The organism is Breznakia blatticola (assembly GCF_004365815.1).
Classification (GTDB): Bacteria; Bacillota_I; Bacilli_A; order Erysipelotrichales; family Erysipelotrichaceae; genus Breznakia; species Breznakia blatticola.
On the sequence record NZ_SODD01000023.1, the window covers coordinates 1 to 26,403 of the forward strand.

Consider the following 26,403-nt stretch of genomic DNA (forward strand, 5'->3'; position numbering starts at 1 on the left):
TCAGCCTAAAATGAAAATAGGCTTTTAATAATGTACACATGATTAAGAAAATGAGCAATATATGGAATAAACCAAGAAAAAAAGGAGCTGTGCTCTAGATTTGGCTAAATATGCCTATCTGTCACAGCTCCTTATTTTTGATATAAGTAACACTCTGGTTCATGACAATCTAAGACACCAATAGCTTGTAAGTACGAATAGATAATGGTTTCACCCACAAAATTCATTCCTCTTTTCTTTAGATCTTTCGAGATTTGTTTAGACAAATCAGAGGATCCTTGATCTGGTTCATAGATCGTTTTACCATCAGTAAACTTCCAAATATATGCATCAAATGTTCCGTATTCTTTTTGAATATCTTGAAACACTTTTGCATTTTGAATAGTTGCGAGTATCTTTCGACGATTCCGTACAATGGATGCATCTTGCATAAGAACTTCTACTTTCTCATGTGTATAATGACTTACAGCAATGACATCAAATTGATCAAAAGCATCCTGAAAGGATTGTTGTTTATTTAAAATGCATTCCCAAGACAAACCTGCTTGAAATGATTCAAGCACTAGCATTTCAAATAGTTCTTTATCATCATGTGTTGCTTGTCCCCACACATGATCATGATATTTTACATAGTTTTCATTGTCGAGATTTACCCAACGACATCTTTTCTTGTTTATCTTCATAGGTATACTTTACCATAGATATCGTATTTAAAAAAGAAAAGGACTTTCGCCCTTTCCCATTTTATTTACATGTAATATCCAACGCCTCATTTGCTTGAACCGTTTTTGATTCGATTGAGACTTCTTTGTGTTTTGTGAATACAACCATCACTGTGGAATCAATTGCCTTACTTTCAAGAAATGGTAAATCAAAATCCACTAATTTACTTCCTTGCTTTACTTTATCTCCGCTATTAACGAAAGTGGAAAATCCTTCTCCTTGTAGATTGACTGTATCAATTCCAATATGGAATAATACTTCACTTCCATCTTCAAAAGTCATTCCTACTGCATGTTTTGTAGGAAAGATAGCTGATATTACCCCATTTTTAGGTGCATAAAGTTCACCCTTACTAGGAACAATCGCAAAACCTGGACCTAATGATTCGCCTGCAAATACAGGGTCATTTACTTCACACAATGGAATTATCTTTCCTGAACATGGTGCATAAAACACCTGTTTCTTTTTAAATAGTCCCATTATTTTAACTCAGTCCAGTAACCTTTATTTGCTTCAATGTAGTCATCAAGTAATGCTTTTGCCACATCAGTATTTACTACTGCACGGTTTAATACTAAGGCTTTTAAAGCTTTCATATAGTCACCTTCAAGAGCTGCTTCTGCTGTTAGCTTTTCATAAGCGTGTTGGTTTTCAATAAGCCCTTTATAGAACGTTGGAACTTCACCTACACTTATTGCTTCCACTCCATATGTTCCTACACGACAAGGTACTTCTACCATCATATCAGGATCTAAATTCGAACATGTTCCATTGTTTTTTGTGATAATTAGGAAAATTTCATTACTATTATTTGCTAGTGCTGTTGCTAAATCAACAATGTACTCTGCATGACAACCTGCATCAGGTTCTGGTTCATATGCAGTTCCTTTGATTTTTCCAAGTTTAACAACTGCTTCTAGTGTTTCATATACTTCTTTTTCATTACCTTCCATTACCTCATCTGCTCTTGTGTGATTGATGTCTTGTTTTTTAAACATCTTTTGAGGATATAGGTAATATTGCATATATGTATTTGGTAGGTATTCATCATAGTCACTAATCATGGTACTCATAAAATCAAATGTAGCTTTCCATGATGGCTCTTCAAATAGCTTTTCTGTTTTGAATTCTTTTGGTGTTTTTAAAATATTACGTAACTCTGGAAGATAATCATGACCTGTTTTTACATCATAGATATTTGTGAACCAACCAAAGTGGTTTAATCCAAAGTAACGTGGTTCAAAATCTTTACGTTTTTTCCCAAGAACATTCGCATACATATCCATAATTGCAATTGGCATATCACAAATATTAATAATACGGTGATCTTCTGGGAACACTTTTTCTGTAGCTTGCGCAACAATCGCAGCTGGATTTGAATAATTTAAAATCCAAGCTTCTGGAGCATATTTACGAATATCTTTAATAATATCAATAACTGCAGGGACACTACGCATTCCATATGCAAACCCACCTGCTCCACATGTTTCTTGTCCAAGACAACCATGTTTAATTGCAATTTTTTCATCTGATGCACGCATTTTTAAACGACCAGCACGAATTTGCATCAATGCAAAGTCGATACCTGTATATGCTTCTTCAGGATCTGTCGTATACACTACCTCAACACCTGGATAATATTCATTAAATAGTATTTCTGCATATTTTCCGACTAACTCTTGTCGTTCTGCTTCGTTATCATAGAAAACGATTTTCGCTAATGGAAAACGTTCTTTTTGGTTACATAACATGGTAAGCATATCCGGTGTATAACGACTACCTCCACCAATGATACAAATTGTGTACTTTTTCATTTTATTCCTCCCAGTTTACACTTGCTTTAAATGCTTCGCAAACTTCCTGTACTTTCATTCCGATAATAATTTGCACATTATTACCTTTTACAACTGAGCCTTTTGCTTGTGTTTGCTCAATAATTTTCTCATCTACTTTTGAAACATCTTTCACATCAATACGTAATCGTGTAAAACAGTTTTCGATACTTTCAATATTATCGACTCCACCCACTGCTTGTACGAATACTTGAATATCTGCATCCCAATCACTATTTCCGATTTGTCCTTCATTTGCACCAGTTGCTAATACAAGTTCGCGTCCTGGTGTTTTTAAATCCATTTTCTTAATCATGAATTGGAATACAAAGAACCATACGATAACTGCAATAATTCCAACGATAAAGAAGATGTGGATTTTTGTAAGTTCAATTGGTAATGGCAAGTTACAAATTACCATATCTAATAAACCGTAAATCATATATGTTCTTGATCCAAGTAACCAAAGCAACATTTCAAACAATCCAGTTAATAGCCCATGAACTAACCATAATAGTGGTGAAGCAAATAAGAACATGAAGTCAAATGGCTCTGTAATACCTGCAACCATTGCAACAAACACACTTGGTAATAACATACTGATAACTTGTTTACGACGTTCTGGTTTTGCAGTTTTAATGAATGCTAAGAATGCTCCTAACACTCCAAATGCTTTTGCAAATCCAAATGTAGCGAAACGAACCGATTCATGAATTGCAGTAATTGCTCCTGGGTTTGCCATTTCTGCATAGAAGATGTTTGCAGCTCCTGAATATACGTTTCCAGCAATTTCAGTTACTCCTCCAAACCCAGTGAAACAGAATGGCATCCATAACATATGGTGTAATCCAGTAGGAATTAAGAAACGGTTTCCAAATGCGTATGCAAACACACCACCTGGTCCTGCATCTTTCATGAATTCTGTAGTTGCAGCAATTCCATCATTTACTGTTGGCCAAATATAAGTAACTCCAACTCCAAGAACTAATACAACTGGAATCATAACTGCGAATGCTAAACGTGATCCACCATAAATTTTAAACATGTCACTGAATTCAACATTTGCGAATTTATTGAATACAAATGCAGTAATACATCCTAGGATCATCCCTAAGAATACCCCCATGTCACTTACTTGAAATCCTAAAACAATTGCTTGTCCTGTTCCAAATAACCCCATTTCTCCAGGTTCAGCTAACATTCCTTGACTTGTTAACCAAGCATTATTTACTGCAAGAAACATTAAATATGAAATAGTTGCAACTAGTGCAGCATCCACTTTCTTATTTTTTGCCATTGTTGTTGTTAATCCTACACAGAAGATTAACGATAAGTTATTAAGCATTGCATCCATCATAGATGAAATAAGTCCCCCAAATGCCACGATTGGCTCAGGCATAAACTCTAATTTCATAATTGTTGCTAATGCAATAACAGTTCCCATAATCGCCAAGAACATTACTATTCCTGTCATCGATCTAGAAAACTTATTCATTAATTTGATAAGTTTTTCTTTCATTTTCTTGTTCTCCTTTTTAAATTCCCTTTATGATATACAACGTGTCGACCCTTGTACAAACAAAGTATAGCGAGATGAAATCCTTGATACAAGCGTTTACGATGGATGGTGAAAAAGGTCACCGCATTGTGACAAAAGTTACTAAAAAAGCCATCCTTCGATAGACGACTTTATTTCTCATTTGGTTTTTCTAAGAATGTTTTCGAATATTCCTCAAGGACCATTTCGAAGAACACAATGATCTTTGCGGTAAAGAAATCCGCCTTGTAATGATCTTTCGTACTCTTTATTGAATCAATTTGAATACTCGTGTGTGCAAGTTTTCCAGCTGGTGAATTTAAGTCAGAACTAAAAACAAGCACATTAAATCCATTTTCCTTTGCTTCACGTATCCGTTCAAGAATTTCTCCTCTTGCCCCTGAATTAGACATTACAATAAACAATCCCTTTTTAAAAGTTGTATTGGCAAATGCTTCATAGTGATAACAAAAATTCGCATTGAAATTAAAGACGAGTAATTTTTGAATAATGTAATCTCTAGCAGCATCTACATATCCTAAGGAATCTACCAAGATTTTATCATTTCGATAATAGTGTAATAACTCAGCAACATTTGGAATATACTGTGAACTAGATCCATCTTTCTCAAGTGAAGAAATTTCAAACACTTCAGGTGAATATTGATTTTTCTTGCTTGCAAGCATCATGTAATACATTTCACTATATCCACTATATCCAAGCTTTTTACTTAATTTGATAACCGTGGCTTTTGAGACAAAACACTCCTCAGCAATTTTTACAACATTTACCTTTTCATTTTGTTCAATATACTTCCAAATGGTATTCATGATTAGATTTTCTGTATCGTTTAAATTCGTTTTATTTATATTCATATGACCCTCTACCATAATTATAAGCCAAATATGTTTGCGTTGCACGAATTATAGCGTTTTCATCAAAAAAGGATATAGTTGATATCTAAGTATCTCATCTATATCCTTTGTATTTTACTATCTTTCTTTACTTAGGCTTTTGTTGCTACTGATTTATCCTTAGTTAATACAAATGAAACTAAGAATGCTACAACGAATGCAACAACCAAACTAATAATCATAAATATTAAGTTATTTCCTTCACCGATGTATGTTGGTAAACTGAATATTCCTGGCATTGCATATCCATAACTTTTCACTCCAAACAGCATGTATAAGAATCCACCTGCAGCACCACCAGCAACAATACCAATTAGCGGTGTACGATATTCAATATCAACTGAGTATAGTGCAGGTTCTGTAATCCCTAGCAAACCAAGACCACCACCAGAGAAAGCAGCAGCTTTATTATCTGGGTCTTTTATTTTGAATGCAGCTCCTAGTGTAGCACCCGCAACTGCAATGTTGTTTACAAAGAATCCAGGCATTAAGAAGTCATAGCCAAGCGATGCATAGTTTACAATCATTAATGGTTGTAGGGCTTGGTGCATACCTGTGATGATAATAAATGACATCAATCCACCAGTTAAGGCTCCAGCAATCGGTCCTGTTGTTTCAAATAACCAAACAATTGCTTGTGAGAAACTTTCTCCAAGGTAATATCCAAACGGTGCAACGATAAATAATAAGATAGGCATTACAATTAAAAAAGTTAAGAATCCTGAGAATACAATTTTAATTGCTTTTGGCATAATGCTATCAATAAAGCGGAATGCATAAGAAAATAAGATTACACTTAAAATAACTGGCACAACTGAACTTGCATAGTTTTGTGCTGGAATATTAAATAATATGAAGTCAATGGTGTCTCCAGCAGCACCCATGAATGTAGGAGATAATAATACCCCTGCAATCATCAATCCATACATCTCATTAATCTTAAAGCGTTTAGCAGTTGTATATCCGACCATAAATGGCAAGAAGTAGAATGGTGCATCCCCAATTGAATTGAGCACAGTGACTACACCACTATCAACAAGTTCAGTATTAAATAAAAGTAAAATAATTACAAAACTCTTTAACATCCCTCCAGCAATCAGTATAGGTAATAATGGCAAGAAAATTCCTGATAAGGTACTTAAAAATCTTGTGCCTAGTGATTCCTTTTGTGTATCTTCATTTGCCACAACTTGTTGTTCACCAGAATCATCATTTGAAAATCCAGCAACCTCACAGAAATCGTTATATACATCTTTTACATGTGAACCAATAACCAGTTGGAATTGGTTTCCCACTTGTTTTACTTGTAAGATTCCATTGATTTTAGCGAGTGCTTCTTGATCAATTTCTTCTTTGTTTTTCACAACAATACGTAAGCGTGTTACACAATAGAACACATCTGCAATATTCTCTTTTTTAATGATACTAAGTATCTCTTTACTCATGTTTTCGTATTTCATTTTAAATTCTCCTTTTAATTTTTTGTTTGATATACATGTAGTTTCCTTTATACTTCTTATTTCTACACAGCAAATTTCAATTTTACATAAATAAAAACCGAGTCTACTACGAACATAAAAACACTATTTATGTTTGTTAAGTCTAGCCCGGTTTGGTAACTATCTTACTTTTATCTAGTAAATTATTGATATGAATAATTAGGTATCCCTTTTCTTCATTATTCACTTCAATTTTGTAATTGAAATCTAAATACTCGCTAATTAATTCCACACATTTTGTTGTTTCTGGATATTGTACTTTCATCATACGATATACAAAATCCTTATCTCCATATTCCACATCATTTTCCGCGAAGACTCTTGAACTAAAGTATTTCAAGTGGGTTAAGAAACGTTCATAATACACAGATTCTTGATCTAATGTAAATTCGAAGTACGTTTCAACTATTTCTATTACCTTTTTAATCAACATAACACTATCACTTGTTGGCTTATTAATATCAACTCCTGCTAAATTCAGAATATGAAATGCAATAAATCCAGCTTCATCCAGCGGTAATTCAATTTCATACAATTCATTTGCTTTGCGAATTGCTTTTAAACCAATTGCAAATTCATTTGGATAAAAACGTTTTACTTCATTCAACATTTGATTTGGTAAAAGAATATGATTTTGTGCACGTTCTACCGCATTTGCGAGGTGATCTGCCAAACTAATATATGCAATGGTAGTTGTTTTTACACCAAGTTGTTCTTCTGCATAATCTAGTATATTCACAGCTAAATCAATGAAATCAGAATTGATATTCTCAATAATATCCATATAGCGAGTTTTTTCTCTTCCCTTTAAGACGAACTCTTTTTCAACTTTGTCCTTATCGACAAAATCTCCAACTTTCTTCTTAAAAGAGATTCCACTACCCATCAATACAATTTCTGAGTCTTTATCATGTGAAGCGACAACATTATTATTAATGATGCGACTAATCACATATCCTTTTTCATTTAACATCAGCTATCACGTCCCTAGTTGTTATACTTTCACTTTCATTATGCAATGTAATCTCGTGTCCATTCGTGTTGGTGAAGATTACAATGACAGTTGGATCAAGATCATTTTGCTTTATAATTTCTTGATCAAAACGAACCAATTCAGCTCCAACATTTACTTTATCACCTTGTTTCACAAGTGTAGTAAATCCTTTACCTTGAAGATTGACCGTATCTATACCAATATGAATTAGAATTTCTACACCGTCTTTACGTTTCAAACCAACTGCATGTCCGGTTGGAAACACCATCATGATTTCTCCATCGACTGGACTTTTCACAATGTTATTTGCGGGTCTGACACCACAACCAACCCCCATAATTGTAGTTGCATATGTTGGATCGTTGATTAGTTCTTGCTTCACATAGATTCCATCAACTGGAGCATAGATTTCATTTTTTTGTGATCGTTTAAATAACATGTTACCACCTCCTTCTGCATTTTACATACCAGAACGATTTCGACTTTTTTGTCTTAAAAAACAAAAAAGACCAATACCGAAAAAATAATTTCGATGCTGATCTTGCCTACTTAAAGTAACAATTCAAACTATCTATTTTCATAATAATCGAGAGAATGCGTTTTGTCAACCATTACATTTACTTTTATTATATAACATAAGCAAGCGTTTACAGATGTAGTTAAACTATGCACTTTCATCGGGGTATTATTTCTATATATTCCTATATATTCCATATGTATAGTGTTAAATTCTAGTTATTATGTTTCATTTGCTTTCCTAAAATGGATTCTAAATGTTCAACAATAGCACCTGCATTAGGTCCATATACAATTTGTATTTCATCACCAAACTGCATATATTCAATTGCCCCTGTTTGTTTCAATAATTCAAAATTAAATGCTCCAGGATTATGTAGATGAAAACGTACTCTTGTAATACAACAGTCGATTGCTTGTACATTGTTCATTCCGCCAACTGCATATATCAATGCTGTGCATATTGTATCAATTTCAGTATTTTGCAATGGTGTTGTCACTCGATGATCCAGTTCTATTTCCCGCCCTAGCGTATGCAAGTTATTGCGTTTAATGATGTACGTAAATCCAAAATAATACGCAATGGCTAGTACAACACCCATAACTAAAAGCATAAGCGGCATTTTTGTAAATGGCATCTGTAAACTTAACATAAAGTCGATAAATCCTGCACTGAAACTAAATCCTGCAATCCACTGAAACTGTGCAGCAATAAATACTGAAATTCCAGTTATAGCTGCATGCACTAAGTATAATTGTGGAGCGATAAACATAAACGAGAACTCTAAAGGTTCTGTCAGTCCAGTAAAAAATGAAGCGAACGCAGCTGATAATAAAAATGAGCGTACTTTATTTTTATTTTGTGGATATGCAGTTCTAAGCATCGCAAGTGCAGCTGCTGGCAAACCAAACATCATCACTGGAAAAAAACCGGCTTGATACATCCCTGTAACTCCATAAGTTCCTTGACTTGACCAAAAGTTTCCAATATCATTAATCCCCACTACATCAAACCAAAATACGGAATTAAGTGGATGATGCATTCCAATTGGAATTAAAAGTCGATTAAAAAATGCATAAATACCCGCACCTAATGGTCCTAATGAACTTATAAAATCACCAAACTGGATAAGCTTATTATAGATAAATGGCCATACAAAAATTAAGATACAACATAATCCTAATGAAACAATCAATAAAGTAAGTAAGAGTATTACATTCTCATTTAACGTATCTAAGTGTAATTTATGTAATCGATTGTATACAGCAGAAGCCACAACTCCTGAAAGTATTCCAATGAACTGATTATCGATATGCTCAAATGGTTGATTAAAGTTATCGACTGGAAAATCGTACATATCAATTCTTTGTTGGGCGAGCACATTGGTTATTATTAAGAATACGAAGAGGCCTGCAAAAGCACTAATCCCCTTGTGATGATCACTTAATCCATAGGCGACACCAATGGCAAAAGCAACTGGCATAAATCCTAAAATTGCTTCACCAGAAGTACGTAAAATGACACTAAGAAAATGGACAAAGGTAGCATCCACACGTCCTAGCATGGCTCCAATACCAATTAAAATAGCGGCAATTGGAAAAATTGCAATCGGTAATAATAATGCTTTTCCGATTTTATGAAGATAGTTCATTAGATACTCACAATCTTATTAATATGAATCATCAAATATACAAGTTCATCTTTCGTAAGTGTATAATGATAATTCAATTTCACAATATCAAAAATATTCTCTACACATAACTCCATCTTCTCATGTTTATTAATAAGTAAAGTATACATTTGATCAAGGTTTAATGGTTCTTTTGTGTCCTTGATAAATATATGTTGTGCTAGAAACTTCAAATGTGTTAATAATCTTGAAGTATCAAGTGATTCATCATTAAACGAAATTCCAAAGACATTTTCAATAATCGTTTGCACATCTTTAACAAAAGCAACAATACGTTTTGCATCACGCACTTTATTTCCTACAGTTGCATTCACAATATGCATCGCAATATAACTTGCTTCATCCTTTGGAAATTGAATTCCCGTATTTGCTTGAATCAAACGTAATGCCCACAAACCAATACGATATTCTTCTTTATATAAACTTTTGATTTCATCGTGCATTAAGTTTGGAATTTCCAACCCTCGTTTTTTACGATCCGCTGCATACCATAAATGGTCTGTTAGCGAGATAAATATCTGGTTAGATAATTCTATTTCCATTTCATTAACCGCTTTCGTAGCTATCGCTTCAGCTATTTGAAAATACATAATCGGAGTACGATTTAGTAATTCAGCAAATTGCTTTTTTTGTTGGTCTTCAAATGAATAGACCTTTTCCACACGATTTTGATCTACTTCATCGTGTACTTTCCGATTAAATCCGATTCCATTCCCTGTAACGACATATTCGTTATCACCTTCTACAGCAACAACGACATTGTTGTTATAAATTCGACTTATCTTCATCATTCACCTCTATATTAATAATGACGCATTTGCTTGCGTAATGTATGCGTCTAATGCATCATACAATGCTTTTGGTGCAACCCCTTGCACTATCATTTCATTATCGTGTATTTCAACTTGTATACTTTTTGGTAGTTTCTCTATTTCGTTTTTTCGAATCAACATTTCTTCTTCTAATGTGATATATAATTTCTCTTCCAAAATGTGAAGTGTAATAATATTTTCTATTCCACCTACAACATGGATAAACTGTGCAACTTGCTTTTCATCAAGTTGTATACGTTGTCCTTTATGAATCAAATCATCAATATGATTTCTAGCAAGATAGAAGCTTATCACACACAAGAAACTTCCACCGATAAGCATGCTTACCATATTTGGTTGACTGATGATTTCCCATATCCATAATATACTTTGCAACACATAAAACAGTAACATATATAACGGATTAAACGTAAATAGTAGAAATTGAAACACCAATGGATCACCTTGAATCATGGCACCAATTCCAACAAGTAAAAATACAAGTCTCCATTCTTTTAAGGCTGCTTTATGTTTACTATTATACAAAAGTATAAGTACTAGTGGAATCACGATCTGCATCAAAATTGTTTGGTTTGTAAAGAAGATGGCATGTTCTTGCAATAATTCTAGAGATGAGATCCCAATAAATGACAACAAGACCTGTAACCACATATATACTATAGGACCTATAGTTTCTATATTTCGTACTTGCAACAGCCATGCAACTGCTCGATACATAAACGGCCAAATAATGATAAGTAATGAACCGATAATTATCATTACAAGTCCGGTAATGATTGGTACCAAGCGTTTTCCTGAAAAGAATGCTAACCCGCTTGGTAGTTGGACATTATAAAATCGATTATATATACTTGCTCCAAGTAATCCACACATAATTCCCATGCATCCATTTTGAATACTTGTATAATCAAATTGAAGTACAAATGAACAACCTTCCAATGCTTTAGCAAGTGTTTCATTGGATGCAATATGAATCAGTACTACATAACCAATCATTCCACTTAATACACTTGTACCATCTTTTCGTTTTGCAAAGAACATCGCAAAACTAGCCGCATATAACAATGGCAAATATTGTATATATGCACGATAGGTTTCCATAAACATTCTACCTACATGAAATGAAAATGATGTATTTATAAAATCACCAAAGACATAAAGACCATACAAAATTGGAACAAAAAGGGTTGGATACAACAAACTTTTTGTATATTTTTTTACAAATTCCATGTTTACTCCTCCCTTTTTACTACACTCTATAGTATAGCAAGAAATACGATAAATCTTGACATTTTTTTTGGAATCAACTACGCTTATTTAAGAATTAGAGGTATATATTATGTTTCATTTGTTAGGAAGAAAAAACAAACGAGTTCGCGTATATGCTCCAATTCAAGGTAGTATTGTTTCTTTAGATGAAATTATTGACCCTGTATTTTCACAACGTCTAGTTGGCGAAGGAGTTGCCATCAAATCAAATTCTGGCACCATTTATGCACCAGTAGATGGAACAATTCAATGGGCAATCCGTTCGAAACATGCCATTTCCATTCAAACAAAACACAATGCAGTCATTTTAATTCATATTGGCTTACAAACCGATTCATCAAAAAGTGAATCCTATACACCGCTTGTTCCCAACGGAACAAACGTAAAAGCTGGTGATGAAATATTACACTTCTCACCTAATGAATATGAAGGACAAAACAACCATGTGATGATTCCGGTTATCTTACTAGATTCTCAGTTTTATCAAATGAGTAAAGTGAAAACAAGTGGATCTGCAGTACAAAAGAAAACAATACTTTTTGAATTTAAATAGATAAGGTTAGATTGTTACCAAGAAATTGAGCAAAACTGACGTAATCACCTACAGGTGTTTTTACGCATGTTTTGCTTTTTTTTACGCGAACTTGTTACGAAAAAGAATTCACAGAGACATGCATTCTTTTTTTGTAGTTATACTTTTTCTTGTGTATGCATTCCATAGAAATATGTCATGAAACCAAGTAATGAAAAAACAAATGATATTCCCAATAAAGTAACTATATTTGTTTGTTGAACAAGCCAACCACTCAAAATACTTCCAAGTCCTCCTGCAATTCCTAAATAGCATATTCCAATTAACGTTTGTGCACGAACTGCATATTTTGCTGGTAAAAGATATCGAACGAATTGAACATTACCCGCCCAAAACAGGCCTGCACCTAACATTTGAAAAACTTGTGCTACATGTAAATACAACACATCACTAGCAAGCCATAAAATAAGAATTCGAATACTTGAGAAAAAGAAGGAAATAAGCATTAGTCGCGTAATACCTACACGCTTTAGTATACGTGAAAAAAGTAAAGCTGCAGGCAGTTCAACAAATGCCATTATTGATATTCCTAACCCATAATCACTAGTTTGTCCACCAACTACACTATATGCATCGACCAAAAAATTTCCTGACATCTCTTTTCCAATAAATGATAGTGTTGTTGCGATTAAGAAGAAAAGTAAAATTGGATATTCTTTGATAATTTGTTTATTTTTAATGGATGCATCATCCGCTGCAGGAGCAACTTGATAAATTGGTTCTATAATCAATACCAGTATGATAAGAACCATCATCAATATGAGTTGCGCTCCTAACAGTAATGGTAACGAACTAACAAGACCAAATACATATGCACCAATTGAAAAACTTAATGATCCAAGCCCTCTAGCAAACGGATATTGGATTTGTTTTCCTTCATGTGCGTAAAGTACATACATTGCATCGATAAAGCTTGAAATACCAAAAGTGAAAACACCATATCCAATAAATACAAGCAACATGATCATCCATGATGGATCCAACATTTGAATGAGTGTTAGTAATATACTGCAACCCAATAGTAAGATGATGAGTTGGTTGAGTGATACGTTCTTTCGCTTTACTTCTAAAATGCGGACAACCAATGGTTGGAAAACCACATTACTTAATGCTCGTACACCTAAAAGTATTCCAATATGCATACTTTGGAAGCCTTGTGCTTGCAATATTGGCACAATAAAAGCAGTTGTACAAAGATTTACTAGCCAATATACTGTTTGGATTGCATAATACTTTATTTGTAATGAATGTTTCATCAAATATATACCTTTCTATAGCCGTATCTATTCTACTTGGTTTGTAGCGATGAAGCAATATGTAGATCAAATATTTGCTTATGCAATATCGCGAAAGTCATAGGTAAAAGCTAACTTTCCACTTATATAGAACGAAGCTCTAACTTGAATTAAACAAAACGTAGTTTTTGTATCATCTATATATTGCAGTTTTCCATGCATGGTTAGTTCATTATGATTATATATAGCATGGACATGCACATCATCTTCATTGGAAAACTTTTCAATATCTTCTTTACAGTCATATGCAAAGTATATACCTTGATTATTGATTTCAACTTCATGTATCTGCAATGAATGGAAATCATTTGTTACGCTACATGAAGTTGCAAGTTTTAGATGCATTTTCACCTTATCTAATCGTTTCATTTTCTTTCCTCTTTTCGTTGTCAATCAACATACATAATACTTTAGTTATTGATTTGATTCGATATACACAGTATATCATGTGTTTCTATTTTTCTCTTTTGTGCATTATGAAAAAACAGTGTTCATTTATACACTGTTATATTTACGTATTTGTAAAGTAGTTTCCTTTTGGCACAATCATTGGTGTTTTTGCGACTGGATCTTCAATAATCATACAATCCAGGCCAAATACATGTTGAATTGTATCCTCAGTAACTATTTCTTTTGGTGTCCCATGTGCGACAATTTCTCCATCTTTAACAGCTATCATATAATCTGCATATCGAGCTGATAAATTGATATCATGTAACACCATAACAATCGTTGTTTTATGCGTTTCATTTAGTCGTTTCAATAACTCAAGTATATCTAATTGATATGTGATATCTAAATATGTTGTTGGTTCATCAAGAAATAGAATATCCGTATCTTGTGCAAGTGCCATTGCTATCCAGACACGTTGCCGTTGTCCTCCTGATAGTTCATCGATACTTCGATCTGCTAATTCTGCGATTCCCATCATATCTAAAGCATCTGCAACCGCTTTAGTGTCTTCATCGCTCATACCACCCATAAACTTTTGATATGGAAAACGTCCACGTGCAACTAAATCAGAAACACTAATTCCTTCTGGTGCAATTGGACTTTGCGGTAACAAACCTAGTATTTGTGCAAGTTCTTTTGTAGGTATGGTATGTATATCTTTTCCATCAAGTTTTATTTCACCTTGACTTACTGGAAGTAATCGGGCAAACGTCTTTAATAAGGTCGACTTTCCACTTGCATTACTTCCGATGATCACAGTGATCTTTCCATCAGGAATGTCTACACTTACATCATCCAAAATCATCTTTTTATCATATCCAGCAACGATATGATTTGCTTGTAATGTATGTTGTTTCATAACGTTCCTTTCTTACGACTTTTTCCAAAAAGTAGTAATAGTAAATAGGGAGCTCCAATCACTCCAGTGATTACCCCAACTGGAAATCTTGTACTAAAAGCAAATTGTCCAAGTAAATCAGCTGCTAATACTAAAATTACGCCAACGAGTCCAGAAGCAAATGCATATGATCGCCCTGCTCCAACTAGGCGTAATGCAATCGGTCCTGCTAAAAAGGAGACAAAGGCTATAGGTCCACCAACACTTGTCGCAAAGGCTATTAAACAAACCGCACTTACAATTAATACAATACGTGATATACGCAAATTTACACCAAGTACAGCGGCTAAATCTTCACCCAATTCCAGGATGTTTAAATTTCTCTCACTTAATAAAATGATAAGTGTGAAGACAATCACAACAATAGCCAGCAATGGAATACTTTTCATTTGAATTCCATTCAAACTTCCACTGAGCCAACGCATTGCTCCTGTAACTTCATATTGGTTAGCACGTACCATCATATAGGATATTACCGCTTGTATTGCACTTTGCATTCCAATTCCGATAAGTACAAATCGTGAAGTTGAAAAATGACCAATATTGGAAAGTGCATAAATAAGCAATGCACATAATAGACCGACAATACATGCAATAAAGGATACCATAAAGCCGCTAAGTCCAAGTATAAGAATACAGAATACTGCAGCCATACTTGTCCCAGCACTAACTCCTACAATATCGGGACTTGCTAGTGTATTACGTAGCATCTTTTGAAAAACGCTACCTGCTAAACCTAAAGCAAAACCAGTAAATGCACCTGCTAGCATTCGTGGTAAACGGATCGTAGAGATTGCAAAACTAGCTCCTTGTATTTGTTTTCCTGATAGCACTTCAAATATAGTTGCCAATGAATAGTTTGTATTTCCTAGCATTAACATCAATAACATCAACACAATAGCGATAAGCACCAAAGATATAGTTGCAAGTATTGCGCGTCTTTTACGTCGTGCATATCCAGCACGAACCTTGTTCTCTGTATAATTACTCATAATGATTTCACCTTCGATTTAATCACCACATAAATAAAGACTGGTGCTCCAATAAGTGCTGTAAGTATACCTACTTCAACTTCTGCTGGTTGAGCAATAAGTCGACCTAAAGTATCTGCAACACATAATAAAGCGGCTCCTGTAACTATCGATAAAGGGATTAGCACCTTTATATTGTTTTTAAACAATAATCGTAGTACATGCGGAACCATTAACCCAACAAAAGCAATGGGTCCTGCTAATGCTGTAATTGATCCAGCAAGTATAACTGAGGATAGTACAGTTAAAAACCGTATCTTTTTGACTTTTACACCAAGTCCAGTAGCCATTTCATCACCTAGTGCAAGTGCATTTAATGATGGAGCAACGTATACTGCCAAAGCAAAACCAAGTAATAAAAACGGTAATAGCATCAAAATGTTATCCCAACTCACTCCAACGACACTTCCAACTTGCCAGTGACGAAAATTTGTTAAGGATTGTGCCTGTGGGAGTACCAACATATTAATTAATGAAGCAATTGCTCCATTACTAACCGCACCAGCGAGTGCAAGTTTCATAGGTGTTGCACCTTCTCTTCCTACTGAGGCAATCGTGTAAACAAATGCTGTAGTAATAGCTGCTCCAATAATTGCAAAGATAATAAACTGCTGTGCACTTGAAATATGAAAAAACGTAATTCCTGCAACGACAGCTAGTGCTGCTCCACTGTTGACTCCAAGTATACTTGGATCAGCAACTGGATTACGTGTGAGTGATTGCATCAATAAACCAGATACTGCTAGTGCTGCTCCAGCAAGCAAAGCAAAGATCGTTCTTATCATTCGTTGTTGAATAATCGCACCATTGAAACTATCCGTTGAAGCGTTAAGGACATGATGAAGAACATCCCGTATTGGAATGTTCTTTGAACCTAGTGCCAGTGATAACATCACACTAATACATAGTGCTATAAGTATCACAATTGTATAAACATATACGCTTCTTTTTTTCATTTCTTACTTCACTTTCGCTGCGGCTTTTCCAAGTAGTTTTACATAATCTTTCATCGCATATGGAATCGATAAAGCAGTAGGTGTAGTATTTGCTGTTGCAAAATCTGTTGTATCATCAAGTACAACTACTGCACCATTAGCAATTGCAGGTATTTTTGATAATAGTGTATCTTTTTGCAAGACATCTAAGATATCTTTATCACCATAAATAACTAGAATATCTGCATCATTTAAAATTTCTGCTTGTTCTGCACTTACTGTTGCATAGAATACATCACTATCATCAGTAATACTTTTAACTGCTTTTGGTAATGATAAACCAAAATCTTGTAAGTAACTTGCTCTTGTTTCACCTGTTCCATAAACGAAGAAACTTGATGTATCTTCTGGATTAAACCAAGTAAATACAGCACTTTTTCCTTCGAATTCCGGATACTTTTCAACTTCACTTGCCATTTGTTTTTCTAAATCATTTACAAGTGCTTTTCCTTCTTTTTCTAGACCTAACCCTTTTGCATCTTGTAGAATTTGACTTTGCCATGTAATCATCCATGGTGTTTTCTCATATGCAATCGTTGGGGCAATTTGACTCAATAGTTCATAATCTTCTTTCGAAAAACCTGCATATGCTGCTAGAATTACATCCGGTTTTGCATCTGCAATGGCTTCAAAATCAAGTCCATCTCCATCATTGAATATAATTGGTTCTACTCCCAATGTATCATAAGCTTCTTGTGTCCAAGGACGCATTTTTTGATCATCATGCAGTCCATAAGCTGGTGCTGACATCGCTACAGGAGCTACACCTAATGCCAAAGCAACATCTTGGTTCTCCCATTGAATACTTACGACACGCTCAGGTTTCTTTTCAATTGTAGTTTCACCAAATGCATGTTTGATAACTACAGGCCATGAACCATCACTACTTCCTGTTTCTTTATCACTACTACTTGTATTTGTACAACCTGCAACAACAAATAACATTGCTATAACTGTAATTAGTATTTTTTTCATTCTCCATACCTTTCCTTCCACCGATAATTGTTAGTCTTGTCTAACCTCTATCAAATGTATCATTTACCTTCTAAACAGTCAAGTGAAATGTTTACTTGGCATGTACTGTAAAAAATAAAGAAAATATCTCTCATTTTTTGTGCAACATTTTCATTCATTGGATTGTAAAATTGACGGGATCAACAATAAACCCATCATATCTTACTATTAATATTTACTATTCTATTAGTTTAAATAAACTAATATGAAAAATCATACCTTGTTTCCTGATTGTATATGCTTTTTCCCTATTTCGAACGCAATTCGACAATGTCGAAAACATATGTATCATGGATAGAAATTAAAAAAACACTACCCATATGAGTAATGTTTTCGTACAACTATTTTTCGATTTTTTCTAGTAACATGTTTGCACATTCAATTTGGTTTGGAATATTTCCATTTTCATCTTTAATGCGCCAAATGTCTGGAGTGATTTCATCAGCCACAACGACTTTTCCATTTTCGTCATATCCAAGTTCAATCTTGAAATCGATTAATGTATATCCCATACTTGCAACTTCTGCACGTAGAACTTCTCCTACTTTTACAAGTACAGCTAATGCTTCATCGTATTGTCCAGGTTGTAAGAACCCTTTCATTAAACATAAACGTTCGCTAATTAGTGGATCACCTTGTTCGTCATCTTTTAGAGTTACTTCTAAGTAAGGTGGTTCAAAAGGAATTCCTTCTTCTAATGTAAAACGACGACACATACTTCCAGCTGTATAGTAACGAAGTACAAATTCTAATGGTGGCACAGTAACTTTACGCACTTCCATCAATCCTGCATCAATATCAGAACCAATGTAGTGTGTTGGAATTCCGTGTTTTTCCATTAATTCAAAGAAATAACTAGTGATTTTTAATCCTGTTTTTCCTTTACCTTCAACACTTCCACCGACTGTGTTACTTCCTGGATCAAATACTCCATTTTCACCAGTTGCACTATCCTTAAAGAATAGAAATACACGTCCAGCATCATCAGTTAATACATCTTTTGTTTTTCCCGAATACAATGTTTTCATTTAATTTCTCCTCATCTTATCACTCGAATTCACAACTAAATCGTTATGTTTTCTATAAGAAATTATAACATTAACCGCTTTTATGGAAAAGAAAATAATCTATAAGTTTTGTAACGGTATTTTATCTTGTTGTATCCGAGCTTTTAAATCAAGAACTTTTTGCTCAATTTGTTTTGCAGTTGCTGCAAATTCAGACATTGCTTTGCCACTAGGATCATCAAGTCCCCAGTCTTCTGTATACACACCAGGAATATTTGGACATTCTACATTACATCCCATTGTAATGATGATATCAACTGTTGGAATATCTTGTAACAGTTTTGGATGTTGTGTAGATTCCATATCGATTGTATATAGTTCTTTTATAATTTGAACGGCATCGGGGTTGATGTTAGCTTTTACCATCGTTCCTGCACTATATACTTCCATTACATCACTTGCAAGTTTTCTAGCAAGCGCTTCTGCCATTTGTGAGCGGCAAGAATTATGGACACATAAAAAAGCTACACGTTTTCTTTGGTGTTTCATATTGTACTTATGCATCTTTTTTACCTAAAGATGATCTGTATTCAATTAATTTCATAGCTAGTCCTCGCTCTTTCTGTTACATTGTACTTGGTTTTCTATGGATTGAAAAGTAATTATAATCAAAAAAACATGAACCGCGTGGTTCATATCTTTTTGATTAGATTCTTTCGTGGTACTGAACATTTACAGAATCACGAATATCCAAAACTGCACGACGTATAATGTCTTTAACAGTAAATGCATCTAGAATATTACTTAGCACAAGTGTACCTTCTGTAATATCTGTTGTATAAATCGTGATATCCCCTACTTTTGCAAGACGATCCGTAATGGATTGTTTGACTTGAATGTCTTTCACATGACGAAGTTCAACTTCAACTTGTTTCTTTCCAATCAATCCATCAGTTACAATGATTCTTTCGTTTGTTACTTTATAACGTGTATCATTAAAAATCATTTTTGCTTTATCACCTAGTCCTTCAGGCTTTCCTTCCCATAAGACAACCTCTTTATCTGGTTTTTGATTCGTTGGTGATTCATGTACTTGGTTTGTTGTTGGTTTTCCATCAATTTGAATATTTGATAGATCTGTACCACATTTTGCACAAAAATTTGCATCTTGCGCATCAAATCCACATTTCGGACAGAACATTAGAATCCTCCTTTTTGTTTATTATACTATATGCAACAATTTATTTCGATTGTTTATTCTAATACTAATTCATCATGTATCTCAATATCTTCTTTGATCTCACGTAATTTTGCATTCAGTATTTTACGTCCTGGATACATTTCTAAATATGCAACGATAAGTTGATATACTTTTTGTGTACCTCCAGGGATTTTTCTTAGCATTTCAAGTGCATGTATAATAGGATTATGTATTTTTGCAGGTGGTGTTGAAAGTTCTATAAATCGCTCTTCATAATAAGTTATCAAATCATTTGTACAATATGGAACTAAGATTTCAACATATTGATCCATTTGGTCTATCTTTTTCGCATATGCAAAAAGTAAATCATGATATCCTTCTTGTTTATAAACTCTTGCGATACCATCAAAATCTAGTTTCTCTATAAACTTGCGTTTGTTGGTTTTCCACCATAGTGGACTCACTTGTTTGAGAAACACGTGATACATTGTATAATCTCCAATATTATAATCAACTAACCAACACCGTAAGAGTTCATAGTAATCATGCTCTTTTCGATTATCCAAATAGATTGACTTTATTAAATCATTATATTTCACTGCCATACTCATAAATTGAGGTTTCGATTTATTTTTGTCAATAAATGCAAATACATCTGTTTTCTTATCAGACTGAAGAATTTGTTCCAATTGATATACTAAAACACATTCAAAATCACTATACAATTCAAATATATCATTGTTTTTTGTGCCATTTGGTTTTCTTTTAATGATTTGATTTAATGCAATCAACCATGGTATTCCATTATCTTGGTAATGTTGACTCATTCCTTGTTTTAAATATACATCAACAGCATTGCGAATTACGCTTTCGCGCTCTTCCAATAGAATATTATCAAATGCATCTAAAATCAGTGAAATACGATATGTATCATCTAAAAATATATGATTACTGCCTTCAATATTTCCTAAAGATTTCAAGATGACTTTTTTCTCAATATCATTCGCTTCTTTGATAACCACATATATCAACTCACATATTTTAGCTTGAATCGTTTTTTTATAATTATTGGAGTCTATCGTATCTAATATGCATATCGCTCTAAGTCCTTCCCATAATATCTCATATGTTTTTAGGATATCTTTAGATTTTAATGTCTGCAATACACTTGCTTCTATCTCTTCATATGCTAAATCGATTACCACTTCACTGTCTTGATCATCAATATAGTCATCATAGTAATCCGTGTAGCCATCACTGATATCTTCTATTCGATTTAATAGTTCTTGAAAATCTGTTGTTGGTTCAAAATCGTATGTCTGATTATCAAATGCAAGTTTTTTTAATTGATACGCATCAAATGTTTGAAAACTAAAACTCTTTAATCTATCAAGATAGTCATGTTCTTTCTTCTTGCTAGCTCTAATGTATAATTGATTCTCTAAAATGTCCTCTTTCTCACAAACTTCCAATATAACAGCTACTAAATGTTTACAGTTATTCCCACTTTGGAAGTGAGGACAACTACATTTCATTTGCACAATCTCATTATTGGAAACTTCAATCATCGTATTATACACTTTTGTACCATATACACGTGCATGATACAGCGTATCTTGTTTTTCTATTGCATCAACATAGCCATTATTAAAATATGCTCTTCCGCGTTTACAAACAAAATAATCAAACGCATCTTTCCACATAACGAATTGTTCCATACTACCAGATTAGCTCCTCAGATGGATATTCTATCGAACTATCAGTTAAGTCATATATATTACAATCGTATTTTTTAGCTGTTTTTGTATATGATATGTACATTTCATAATAGGCATCTGGAAATTTGATGAAACGGTTTGCGATTGTTCTAACTTTCATTGGACGTTTTTCAACTTTCGTTTTTTCGAATTCAATGTTACATTTGTCTACATATAAAGCTAAATAATCCTTGTAGGAAACAGCACTTCTTTCGTATGAACGTATAAGTTTACTAGTAGCCTCAAAGCCAATTACTTCTTCAACAGCCTCCAATATCTTAGCACTTAAGTAATTAATAAGACCTTTATCACGTAGATACATTGGATATGAATATATCCTTGCATATTTATCTTCTAGTTCTTTCGTTGTAACTAATACTTTTGCATATTTAGCGAGTTTTGGTGCTGCAAATGCGTAAAAAATTGCTTGAGGAAACATGATATTAAAACTATATATTATCGTTGTCTCATTGTAGATTTCCATATTTTCTCCAAAAACTTCTTCACTTACTTTGTTGATTTCGCGATCTCCTTGATATGCGTGACGCATATCATAACACATTGCAAGTACTTGAAGTGATATACCATAATTTGGATCACTACTATCATCGTCAAATTTCGTTATATTATGCATTGCATCTACAAGTTCTGAAAAGTCACGATAGTTACCAGAAATTGTTACTCCTAAGAGATTTTTTGTTGGTTTTACTGTAATCATTTTATTCTCCATTCTTCCAATCAGCGATATTATATTCGTTCAGTAATTCTTGTGCTCTTTGTATTCCTTCATCACTAAAAGAAATATATTTAGATTTACTTGGATGTTTTCCTTGGTAGATGAGTTCATCATTTGCAAGCTTATTTATTGCACTAAATGAATAACCCTTCAACGATCGTATATCATCAGGATATCCTGGAATTAATGTCTCATTATATCTTGTTAAGTACATAAGTATAAGTGTCAACTCTTCTACTGCTTGATTTGGATTTCTCATATTAGGCCTCCCTGACATTTTTATACTTTCATCATACCATACGTAAATATTCGAAAAAACAAAAAGCGATACATCCTATGACATATCGCAATTATTCATTATATTCTATTCACTTCGTAGTGCTTCAACTGGATCTTTTCTAGCTGCTGCGGAAGCAGGAATTAGTCCAGAAATAAAAGCTAAGAACATACTAATACCAATTAGTACTAGTGCTGCAGTTGGATGTAATTGTGCAATATTGGCAATACCAATTTCATCGTAGACGATAACATTGGCAATCGCGCTAATAATATATGTCACAACAATACCAATAGCACCAGCAGTAAATCCGATAATTAATGTCTCAGAATTAAAGACACGACGTATATCTCGCTTACTTGCACCAATTGCTCGTAAGATTCCAATTTCCTTTTTCCGTTCAAGTACAGATATATATGTAATAACTCCAATCATAATACTTGAAACGATTAACGATATTGCCACAAATGCAATTAATGCATAGCTTACAGTGTCCACAATATCTGTTACTGATGACATCAAAGTTCCTACTAAATCTGTATATTTCACAACCTTTGTTTCTTGGTTTGATTGTTTCATATCATCATTATACGTATCTAGAAACGAAATGATGTTTTCTTTTGTCGTAAAGTCTTTTGGATAAATACTAATTTGGTTTGGTGCATTTTTATCTGCATAACCAAATGCACGTAGATTGTTTTCAAATGATGATTCTTTTGGATTCATCATCGCTTGAATTAAATCCACCATATCATCTTCAGTTACATTAATCTTAAATGCATTTTGTAGTGCATTGGTATCAATCGATAAAGCACTTTGTAGTTGATACGGTAATTGTGCAATCGTTGCATCAACTTGTCCTTGAATTTGACTTTGTACTGACTGCATTAATTGTGTCATATAACTTTGCATAGATGTTGTTATATAGTTTTGGATAACTGCAGTTAGTTGTTCATTAACTCCAGAATCACCTATGACACTTTGTAGTTCACTTGCAATTTTTTGTTGGACTGCAGGACGCGTAAAGTATTCATTTAGATTTTGCATAAACACTGCAGGATCTGTTACTCCTGCTTGAATCTGTTCATTAATAAAATCTTGTATCACGCCTGTCATAATTGCAGTCAACTGATCCGTTGGAATTTGTACTTGTCCAGCAAGTTGTTCTGTAAGTGCACTTACATCCATTTCTGGTGGCTGTACTTGTGAGATATCAACATTGAATAGACTAGACGTATCAATTGTAATCTTGCTTGTATCTATATTGAATGCCGAACGAATCGCATTTTCATCAACAGTAAATAATGAAGCTAAATCAAATTGATTTTGTCTATTTTCTTCAGTTTCAGCAACAAATGACTTTCCACTTAATACATTCGTTGTTGGTTTAGCAAGTTGCTCTTGTACTAATTTCTCATCCTTTGCCTCTTCCATTAAGTAGCTGATTAGTTCAGGTGAGTAATTAATTCCAGTTGATAATGATGTTACATTTGCATCAGGATCTGCTTGCACAATCCCAACAATTTTTAAATTCACTCCATCTGCAACAACATTTTTCATATGTGCTTGATCATCTGACTTATCTAACCATACGTTATGCTCTTGATCAAATACATATTTTTGTGTTGGATTGATTACTTTTAAATTTGTTGCAAGAATTTCATCATAACTTACATCTTTTGCACCTTTATTTAAATCCAATTTTTTCGTTGGATCATTCACAAACGCATCAAGCATTTCTTTTAATTGATTGCGATCATTAATTCCTAAAGTATAAAGCATATAATCGGATACTCTTCCACTTGGTGAAAGTACCATCACTGCTTCGTCGTATGCTTTAGGCCATCTTCCTGCTTTAATGTCGTATTGGTTTTCAAACATACTACTATCACCAGGAAGTTCATAGAAATTGTTCATCATCGAAACACCACTTCCCATGACTGCATTCATACCTGATGTTGAAGAAAATCCATAGTTTGACATCAAGGCATCAGGGTTTACTTGAGATATCGTTTTTGAAGTATCACCAAGATAAATCTGTGGTGTAACATCATATGTATATTGAATGTTTTTTACATACGGGTCAATTTCTTTCCCATTGTTTTCAATATATGCTTTTAATGATTTCAAATCATTTTTATTTTGCGCGCTAAACATTGTTTCAAGAACCGTATTGACGCCAATTTCACCTTTATTTTTGCCGGAATCATTATCACCATTTTGATTTGGTGCATTGCTTATAAAACTCGTAATATCAATTCCTGATGATTGAATCGTCAGTGGATAGATACTCATCGTATCTTCTTCAATATCACCAATGTATGCATTGATACCACTTGCTAATGCAAGAATTGCGGCAATCCCAATGATTCCTATTGAACCTGCAAGTGAAGTAATAAACGTTCTTCCTTTTTTGGATAACAAGTTACTAAACGATAGCGATAATGCTGTAAATAAAGACATATTTACACGATTTGGTTTTTTTGCAGTTTTTACTTCCGCTTCCTCTTTTGGCGTAACCGGATTAGTATCACTTTCAATCACCCCATCACGTAAACTAATGATACGATTTGCATAATCTTGAGCAAGTTCTGGATTATGTGTAACCATAATAACTAATCGATCTTTAGCGATTTTTGTTAGTAAGTCCATAACTTGCACACTTGTTTTTGTATCTAGAGCACCTGTTGGTTCATCTGCTAAGAGTATTTCAGGATTGTTGATAAGTGAACGTGCAATTGCAACACGTTGCATTTGTCCCCCACTTAATTGACTTGGTAGTTTTTTTACATGGTCTTCCAATCCTACCTCTTTTAAAGCTGCAAGTGCGCGTTTGTGTCGCTCTTTTTTTGAAACACCACTTATCGTTAATGCAAGTTCAACATTTGCTAGTACACTTTGGTGTGGTATTAAATTGTAGCTTTGAAAAACAAATCCAATTCGATTGTTTCGATATGTATCCCAGTCGGAAGCTTTGTATTTTTTGGTAGATATCCCATCGATCTCTAAGTCCCCTGATTCGTATTGGTCAAGCCCACCTATAATATTTAACATCGTCGTTTTTCCAGAACCACTTGGTCCTAAAATTGCGACGAATTCATTATCACGAAATGTTACACTGACATCATCCAAGGCAACTTGAACAAAATCCTGTGTTTTATATGATTTTCGAATTTTTTTGAGTTTTAACATATAGTTCCTTTCATAAACACTCTCCCGTGGGCATATTATATCAAACTTTCTATGTAGATACTATGTAATCTATAACTAACTTCATCACACAATTATTACGAAAAAGACACCATCACTGAGGATGTGATGATGTCTTTGTGTGAAGTG

25 protein-coding genes are annotated in these 26,403 nt (G+C 33.8%); 1 reads left to right on the plus strand and 24 read right to left on the minus strand.

The window, feature by feature from the left end:
- Positions 1 to 131: 131 nt before the first annotated feature.
- The 11 genes from EDD63_RS06940 to EDD63_RS06990 all read right to left on the minus strand — a co-directional run bounded on the left by EDD63_RS06940 (position 132) and on the right by EDD63_RS06990 (position 11,769).
- Positions 132 to 683 carry a DNA-3-methyladenine glycosylase I gene (locus tag EDD63_RS06940; RefSeq protein ID WP_134169845.1) on the minus strand — a complete coding sequence of 184 codons (552 nt, stop codon included), beginning with the start codon at positions 681 to 683 and terminating at the stop codon, positions 132 to 134.
- Between the two features lie 61 nt (positions 684 to 744).
- Positions 745 to 1,203, minus strand: a complete 459-nt coding sequence (locus tag EDD63_RS06945; protein ID WP_208318306.1) for a PTS sugar transporter subunit IIA — start codon at positions 1,201 to 1,203, stop codon at positions 745 to 747.
- Positions 1,203 to 2,537 carry a family 4 glycosyl hydrolase gene (locus EDD63_RS06950; RefSeq protein WP_134169849.1) on the minus strand — a complete coding sequence of 445 codons (1,335 nt, stop codon included), beginning with the start codon at positions 2,535 to 2,537 and terminating at the stop codon, positions 1,203 to 1,205. Before EDD63_RS06950 ends, EDD63_RS06945 begins: the two co-directional genes overlap by 1 nt.
- 1 nt (position 2,538) lies before the next feature.
- The gene (locus EDD63_RS06955) at positions 2,539 to 4,074 is read right to left on the minus strand and encodes a PTS transporter subunit EIIC (protein WP_134169851.1); all 1,536 of its coding nucleotides are present in this window, start codon (positions 4,072 to 4,074) and stop codon (positions 2,539 to 2,541) included.
- Between the two features lie 170 nt (positions 4,075 to 4,244).
- The gene (locus EDD63_RS06960) at positions 4,245 to 4,967 is read right to left on the minus strand and encodes a MurR/RpiR family transcriptional regulator (RefSeq protein ID WP_166667575.1); all 723 of its coding nucleotides are present in this window, start codon (positions 4,965 to 4,967) and stop codon (positions 4,245 to 4,247) included.
- Between the two features lie 131 nt (positions 4,968 to 5,098).
- Positions 5,099 to 6,466 carry a PTS transporter subunit EIIC gene (locus tag EDD63_RS06965; RefSeq protein ID WP_134169855.1) on the minus strand — a complete coding sequence of 456 codons (1,368 nt, stop codon included), beginning with the start codon at positions 6,464 to 6,466 and terminating at the stop codon, positions 5,099 to 5,101.
- 142 nt (positions 6,467 to 6,608) lie between these two features.
- Positions 6,609 to 7,478: a PRD domain-containing protein gene (locus tag EDD63_RS06970; protein ID WP_134169857.1), complete on the minus strand. Its 870-nt coding sequence runs from the start codon at positions 7,476 to 7,478 to the stop codon at positions 6,609 to 6,611.
- On the minus strand, positions 7,468 to 7,938 hold the full coding sequence (locus tag EDD63_RS06975; RefSeq protein ID WP_134169859.1) for a PTS sugar transporter subunit IIA: 471 nt from the start codon (positions 7,936 to 7,938) through the stop codon (positions 7,468 to 7,470). Before EDD63_RS06975 ends, EDD63_RS06970 begins: the two co-directional genes overlap by 11 nt.
- A gap of 292 nt (positions 7,939 to 8,230) precedes the next feature.
- Positions 8,231 to 9,667 (minus strand): PTS transporter subunit EIIC, encoded by a 1,437-nt coding sequence (locus EDD63_RS06980; RefSeq protein ID WP_134169861.1) that lies wholly within the window; start codon positions 9,665 to 9,667, stop codon positions 8,231 to 8,233.
- Positions 9,667 to 10,494 (minus strand): PRD domain-containing protein, encoded by an 828-nt coding sequence (locus EDD63_RS06985; protein ID WP_134169863.1) that lies wholly within the window; start codon positions 10,492 to 10,494, stop codon positions 9,667 to 9,669. The genes EDD63_RS06980 and EDD63_RS06985 overlap by 1 nt, the downstream gene beginning before the upstream one ends.
- A 9-nt stretch (positions 10,495 to 10,503) precedes the next feature.
- The gene (locus EDD63_RS06990) at positions 10,504 to 11,769 is read right to left on the minus strand and encodes a PTS transporter subunit EIIC (RefSeq protein WP_134169865.1); all 1,266 of its coding nucleotides are present in this window, start codon (positions 11,767 to 11,769) and stop codon (positions 10,504 to 10,506) included.
- Between the two features lie 109 nt (positions 11,770 to 11,878).
- Between EDD63_RS06990 and EDD63_RS06995 the strand changes: the two genes are divergently transcribed.
- Positions 11,879 to 12,361 (plus strand): PTS sugar transporter subunit IIA, encoded by a 483-nt coding sequence (locus EDD63_RS06995; RefSeq protein WP_134169867.1) that lies wholly within the window; start codon positions 11,879 to 11,881, stop codon positions 12,359 to 12,361.
- A 137-nt stretch (positions 12,362 to 12,498) separates the two neighbouring features.
- Here the strand turns inward: EDD63_RS06995 and EDD63_RS07000 are convergent, their stop codons facing one another.
- The 13 genes from EDD63_RS07000 to EDD63_RS07060 all read right to left on the minus strand — a co-directional run bounded on the left by EDD63_RS07000 (position 12,499) and on the right by EDD63_RS07060 (position 26,256).
- Positions 12,499 to 13,656: an MFS transporter gene (locus tag EDD63_RS07000; RefSeq protein WP_134169869.1), complete on the minus strand. Its 1,158-nt coding sequence runs from the start codon at positions 13,654 to 13,656 to the stop codon at positions 12,499 to 12,501.
- A 78-nt stretch (positions 13,657 to 13,734) separates the two neighbouring features.
- On the minus strand, positions 13,735 to 14,064 hold the full coding sequence (locus EDD63_RS07005; protein WP_134169871.1) for a hypothetical protein: 330 nt from the start codon (positions 14,062 to 14,064) through the stop codon (positions 13,735 to 13,737).
- Positions 14,065 to 14,206: 142 nt separating this feature from the next.
- Positions 14,207 to 15,007: an ABC transporter ATP-binding protein gene (locus tag EDD63_RS07010; RefSeq protein WP_134169873.1), complete on the minus strand. Its 801-nt coding sequence runs from the start codon at positions 15,005 to 15,007 to the stop codon at positions 14,207 to 14,209.
- Positions 15,004 to 16,038 carry a FecCD family ABC transporter permease gene (locus EDD63_RS07015; RefSeq protein WP_134169875.1) on the minus strand — a complete coding sequence of 345 codons (1,035 nt, stop codon included), beginning with the start codon at positions 16,036 to 16,038 and terminating at the stop codon, positions 15,004 to 15,006. The genes EDD63_RS07010 and EDD63_RS07015 overlap by 4 nt, the downstream gene beginning before the upstream one ends.
- The gene (locus EDD63_RS07020; protein ID WP_134169877.1) at positions 16,035 to 17,033 is read right to left on the minus strand and encodes a FecCD family ABC transporter permease; all 999 of its coding nucleotides are present in this window, start codon (positions 17,031 to 17,033) and stop codon (positions 16,035 to 16,037) included. The genes EDD63_RS07015 and EDD63_RS07020 overlap by 4 nt, the downstream gene beginning before the upstream one ends.
- 3 nt (positions 17,034 to 17,036) lie before the next feature.
- Positions 17,037 to 18,047: an iron-siderophore ABC transporter substrate-binding protein gene (locus tag EDD63_RS07025; RefSeq protein ID WP_134169879.1), complete on the minus strand. Its 1,011-nt coding sequence runs from the start codon at positions 18,045 to 18,047 to the stop codon at positions 17,037 to 17,039.
- A gap of 380 nt (positions 18,048 to 18,427) precedes the next feature.
- Positions 18,428 to 19,114 (minus strand): phosphoribosylaminoimidazolesuccinocarboxamide synthase, encoded by a 687-nt coding sequence (locus EDD63_RS07030; RefSeq protein ID WP_134169881.1) that lies wholly within the window; start codon positions 19,112 to 19,114, stop codon positions 18,428 to 18,430.
- Positions 19,115 to 19,213: 99 nt separating this feature from the next.
- Positions 19,214 to 19,642 carry an arsenate reductase ArsC gene (locus EDD63_RS07035; RefSeq protein WP_134169883.1) on the minus strand — a complete coding sequence of 143 codons (429 nt, stop codon included), beginning with the start codon at positions 19,640 to 19,642 and terminating at the stop codon, positions 19,214 to 19,216.
- Positions 19,643 to 19,799: 157 nt separating this feature from the next.
- On the minus strand, positions 19,800 to 20,294 hold the full coding sequence (locus EDD63_RS07040) for a PH domain-containing protein (RefSeq protein WP_134169885.1): 495 nt from the start codon (positions 20,292 to 20,294) through the stop codon (positions 19,800 to 19,802).
- Between the two features lie 53 nt (positions 20,295 to 20,347).
- The gene (locus tag EDD63_RS07045; protein ID WP_134169887.1) at positions 20,348 to 22,012 is read right to left on the minus strand and encodes an SWIM zinc finger family protein; all 1,665 of its coding nucleotides are present in this window, start codon (positions 22,010 to 22,012) and stop codon (positions 20,348 to 20,350) included.
- Position 22,013: 1 nt separating this feature from the next.
- Positions 22,014 to 22,769, minus strand: a complete 756-nt coding sequence (locus EDD63_RS07050) for a DUF6904 family protein (RefSeq protein WP_134169889.1) — start codon at positions 22,767 to 22,769, stop codon at positions 22,014 to 22,016.
- A gap of 1 nt (position 22,770) precedes the next feature.
- The gene (locus tag EDD63_RS07055) at positions 22,771 to 23,046 is read right to left on the minus strand and encodes a DUF6429 family protein (RefSeq protein ID WP_134169891.1); all 276 of its coding nucleotides are present in this window, start codon (positions 23,044 to 23,046) and stop codon (positions 22,771 to 22,773) included.
- 105 nt (positions 23,047 to 23,151) lie between these two features.
- The gene (locus EDD63_RS07060; RefSeq protein WP_134169893.1) at positions 23,152 to 26,256 is read right to left on the minus strand and encodes an ABC transporter ATP-binding protein/permease; all 3,105 of its coding nucleotides are present in this window, start codon (positions 26,254 to 26,256) and stop codon (positions 23,152 to 23,154) included.
- Between the last annotated feature and the right edge of the window lie 147 nt (positions 26,257 to 26,403).

Coding starts and splice junctions, on each gene's coding strand:
- EDD63_RS06940 (WP_134169845.1), bottom strand. CDS start 683: ATGAAGATAAACAAGAAAAGATGTCGTTGGGTAAATCTCGACAATGAA.
- EDD63_RS06945 (WP_208318306.1), bottom strand. CDS start 1,203: ATGGGACTATTTAAAAAGAAACAGGTGTTTTATGCACCATGTTCAGGA.
- EDD63_RS06950 (WP_134169849.1), bottom strand. CDS start 2,537: ATGAAAAAGTACACAATTTGTATCATTGGTGGAGGTAGTCGTTATACA.
- EDD63_RS06955 (WP_134169851.1), bottom strand. CDS start 4,074: ATGAAAGAAAAACTTATCAAATTAATGAATAAGTTTTCTAGATCGATG.
- EDD63_RS06960 (WP_166667575.1), bottom strand. CDS start 4,967: ATGAATATAAATAAAACGAATTTAAACGATACAGAAAATCTAATCATG.
- EDD63_RS06965 (WP_134169855.1), bottom strand. CDS start 6,466: ATGAAATACGAAAACATGAGTAAAGAGATACTTAGTATCATTAAAAAA.
- EDD63_RS06970 (WP_134169857.1), bottom strand. CDS start 7,478: ATGTTAAATGAAAAAGGATATGTGATTAGTCGCATCATTAATAATAAT.
- EDD63_RS06975 (WP_134169859.1), bottom strand. CDS start 7,938: ATGTTATTTAAACGATCACAAAAAAATGAAATCTATGCTCCAGTTGAT.
- EDD63_RS06980 (WP_134169861.1), bottom strand. CDS start 9,667: ATGAACTATCTTCATAAAATCGGAAAAGCATTATTATTACCGATTGCA.
- EDD63_RS06985 (WP_134169863.1), bottom strand. CDS start 10,494: ATGAAGATAAGTCGAATTTATAACAACAATGTCGTTGTTGCTGTAGAA.
- EDD63_RS06990 (WP_134169865.1), bottom strand. CDS start 11,769: ATGGAATTTGTAAAAAAATATACAAAAAGTTTGTTGTATCCAACCCTT.
- EDD63_RS06995 (WP_134169867.1), top strand. CDS start 11,879: ATGTTTCATTTGTTAGGAAGAAAAAACAAACGAGTTCGCGTATATGCT.
- EDD63_RS07000 (WP_134169869.1), bottom strand. CDS start 13,656: ATGAAACATTCATTACAAATAAAGTATTATGCAATCCAAACAGTATAT.
- EDD63_RS07005 (WP_134169871.1), bottom strand. CDS start 14,064: ATGAAACGATTAGATAAGGTGAAAATGCATCTAAAACTTGCAACTTCA.
- EDD63_RS07010 (WP_134169873.1), bottom strand. CDS start 15,007: ATGAAACAACATACATTACAAGCAAATCATATCGTTGCTGGATATGAT.
- EDD63_RS07015 (WP_134169875.1), bottom strand. CDS start 16,038: ATGAGTAATTATACAGAGAACAAGGTTCGTGCTGGATATGCACGACGT.
- EDD63_RS07020 (WP_134169877.1), bottom strand. CDS start 17,033: ATGAAAAAAAGAAGCGTATATGTTTATACAATTGTGATACTTATAGCA.
- EDD63_RS07025 (WP_134169879.1), bottom strand. CDS start 18,047: ATGAAAAAAATACTAATTACAGTTATAGCAATGTTATTTGTTGTTGCA.
- EDD63_RS07030 (WP_134169881.1), bottom strand. CDS start 19,114: ATGAAAACATTGTATTCGGGAAAAACAAAAGATGTATTAACTGATGAT.
- EDD63_RS07035 (WP_134169883.1), bottom strand. CDS start 19,642: ATGAAACACCAAAGAAAACGTGTAGCTTTTTTATGTGTCCATAATTCT.
- EDD63_RS07040 (WP_134169885.1), bottom strand. CDS start 20,294: ATGTTCTGTCCGAAATGTGGATTTGATGCGCAAGATGCAAATTTTTGT.
- EDD63_RS07045 (WP_134169887.1), bottom strand. CDS start 22,012: ATGGAACAATTCGTTATGTGGAAAGATGCGTTTGATTATTTTGTTTGT.
- EDD63_RS07050 (WP_134169889.1), bottom strand. CDS start 22,769: ATGATTACAGTAAAACCAACAAAAAATCTCTTAGGAGTAACAATTTCT.
- EDD63_RS07055 (WP_134169891.1), bottom strand. CDS start 23,046: ATGAGAAATCCAAATCAAGCAGTAGAAGAGTTGACACTTATACTTATG.
- EDD63_RS07060 (WP_134169893.1), bottom strand. CDS start 26,256: ATGTTAAAACTCAAAAAAATTCGAAAATCATATAAAACACAGGATTTT.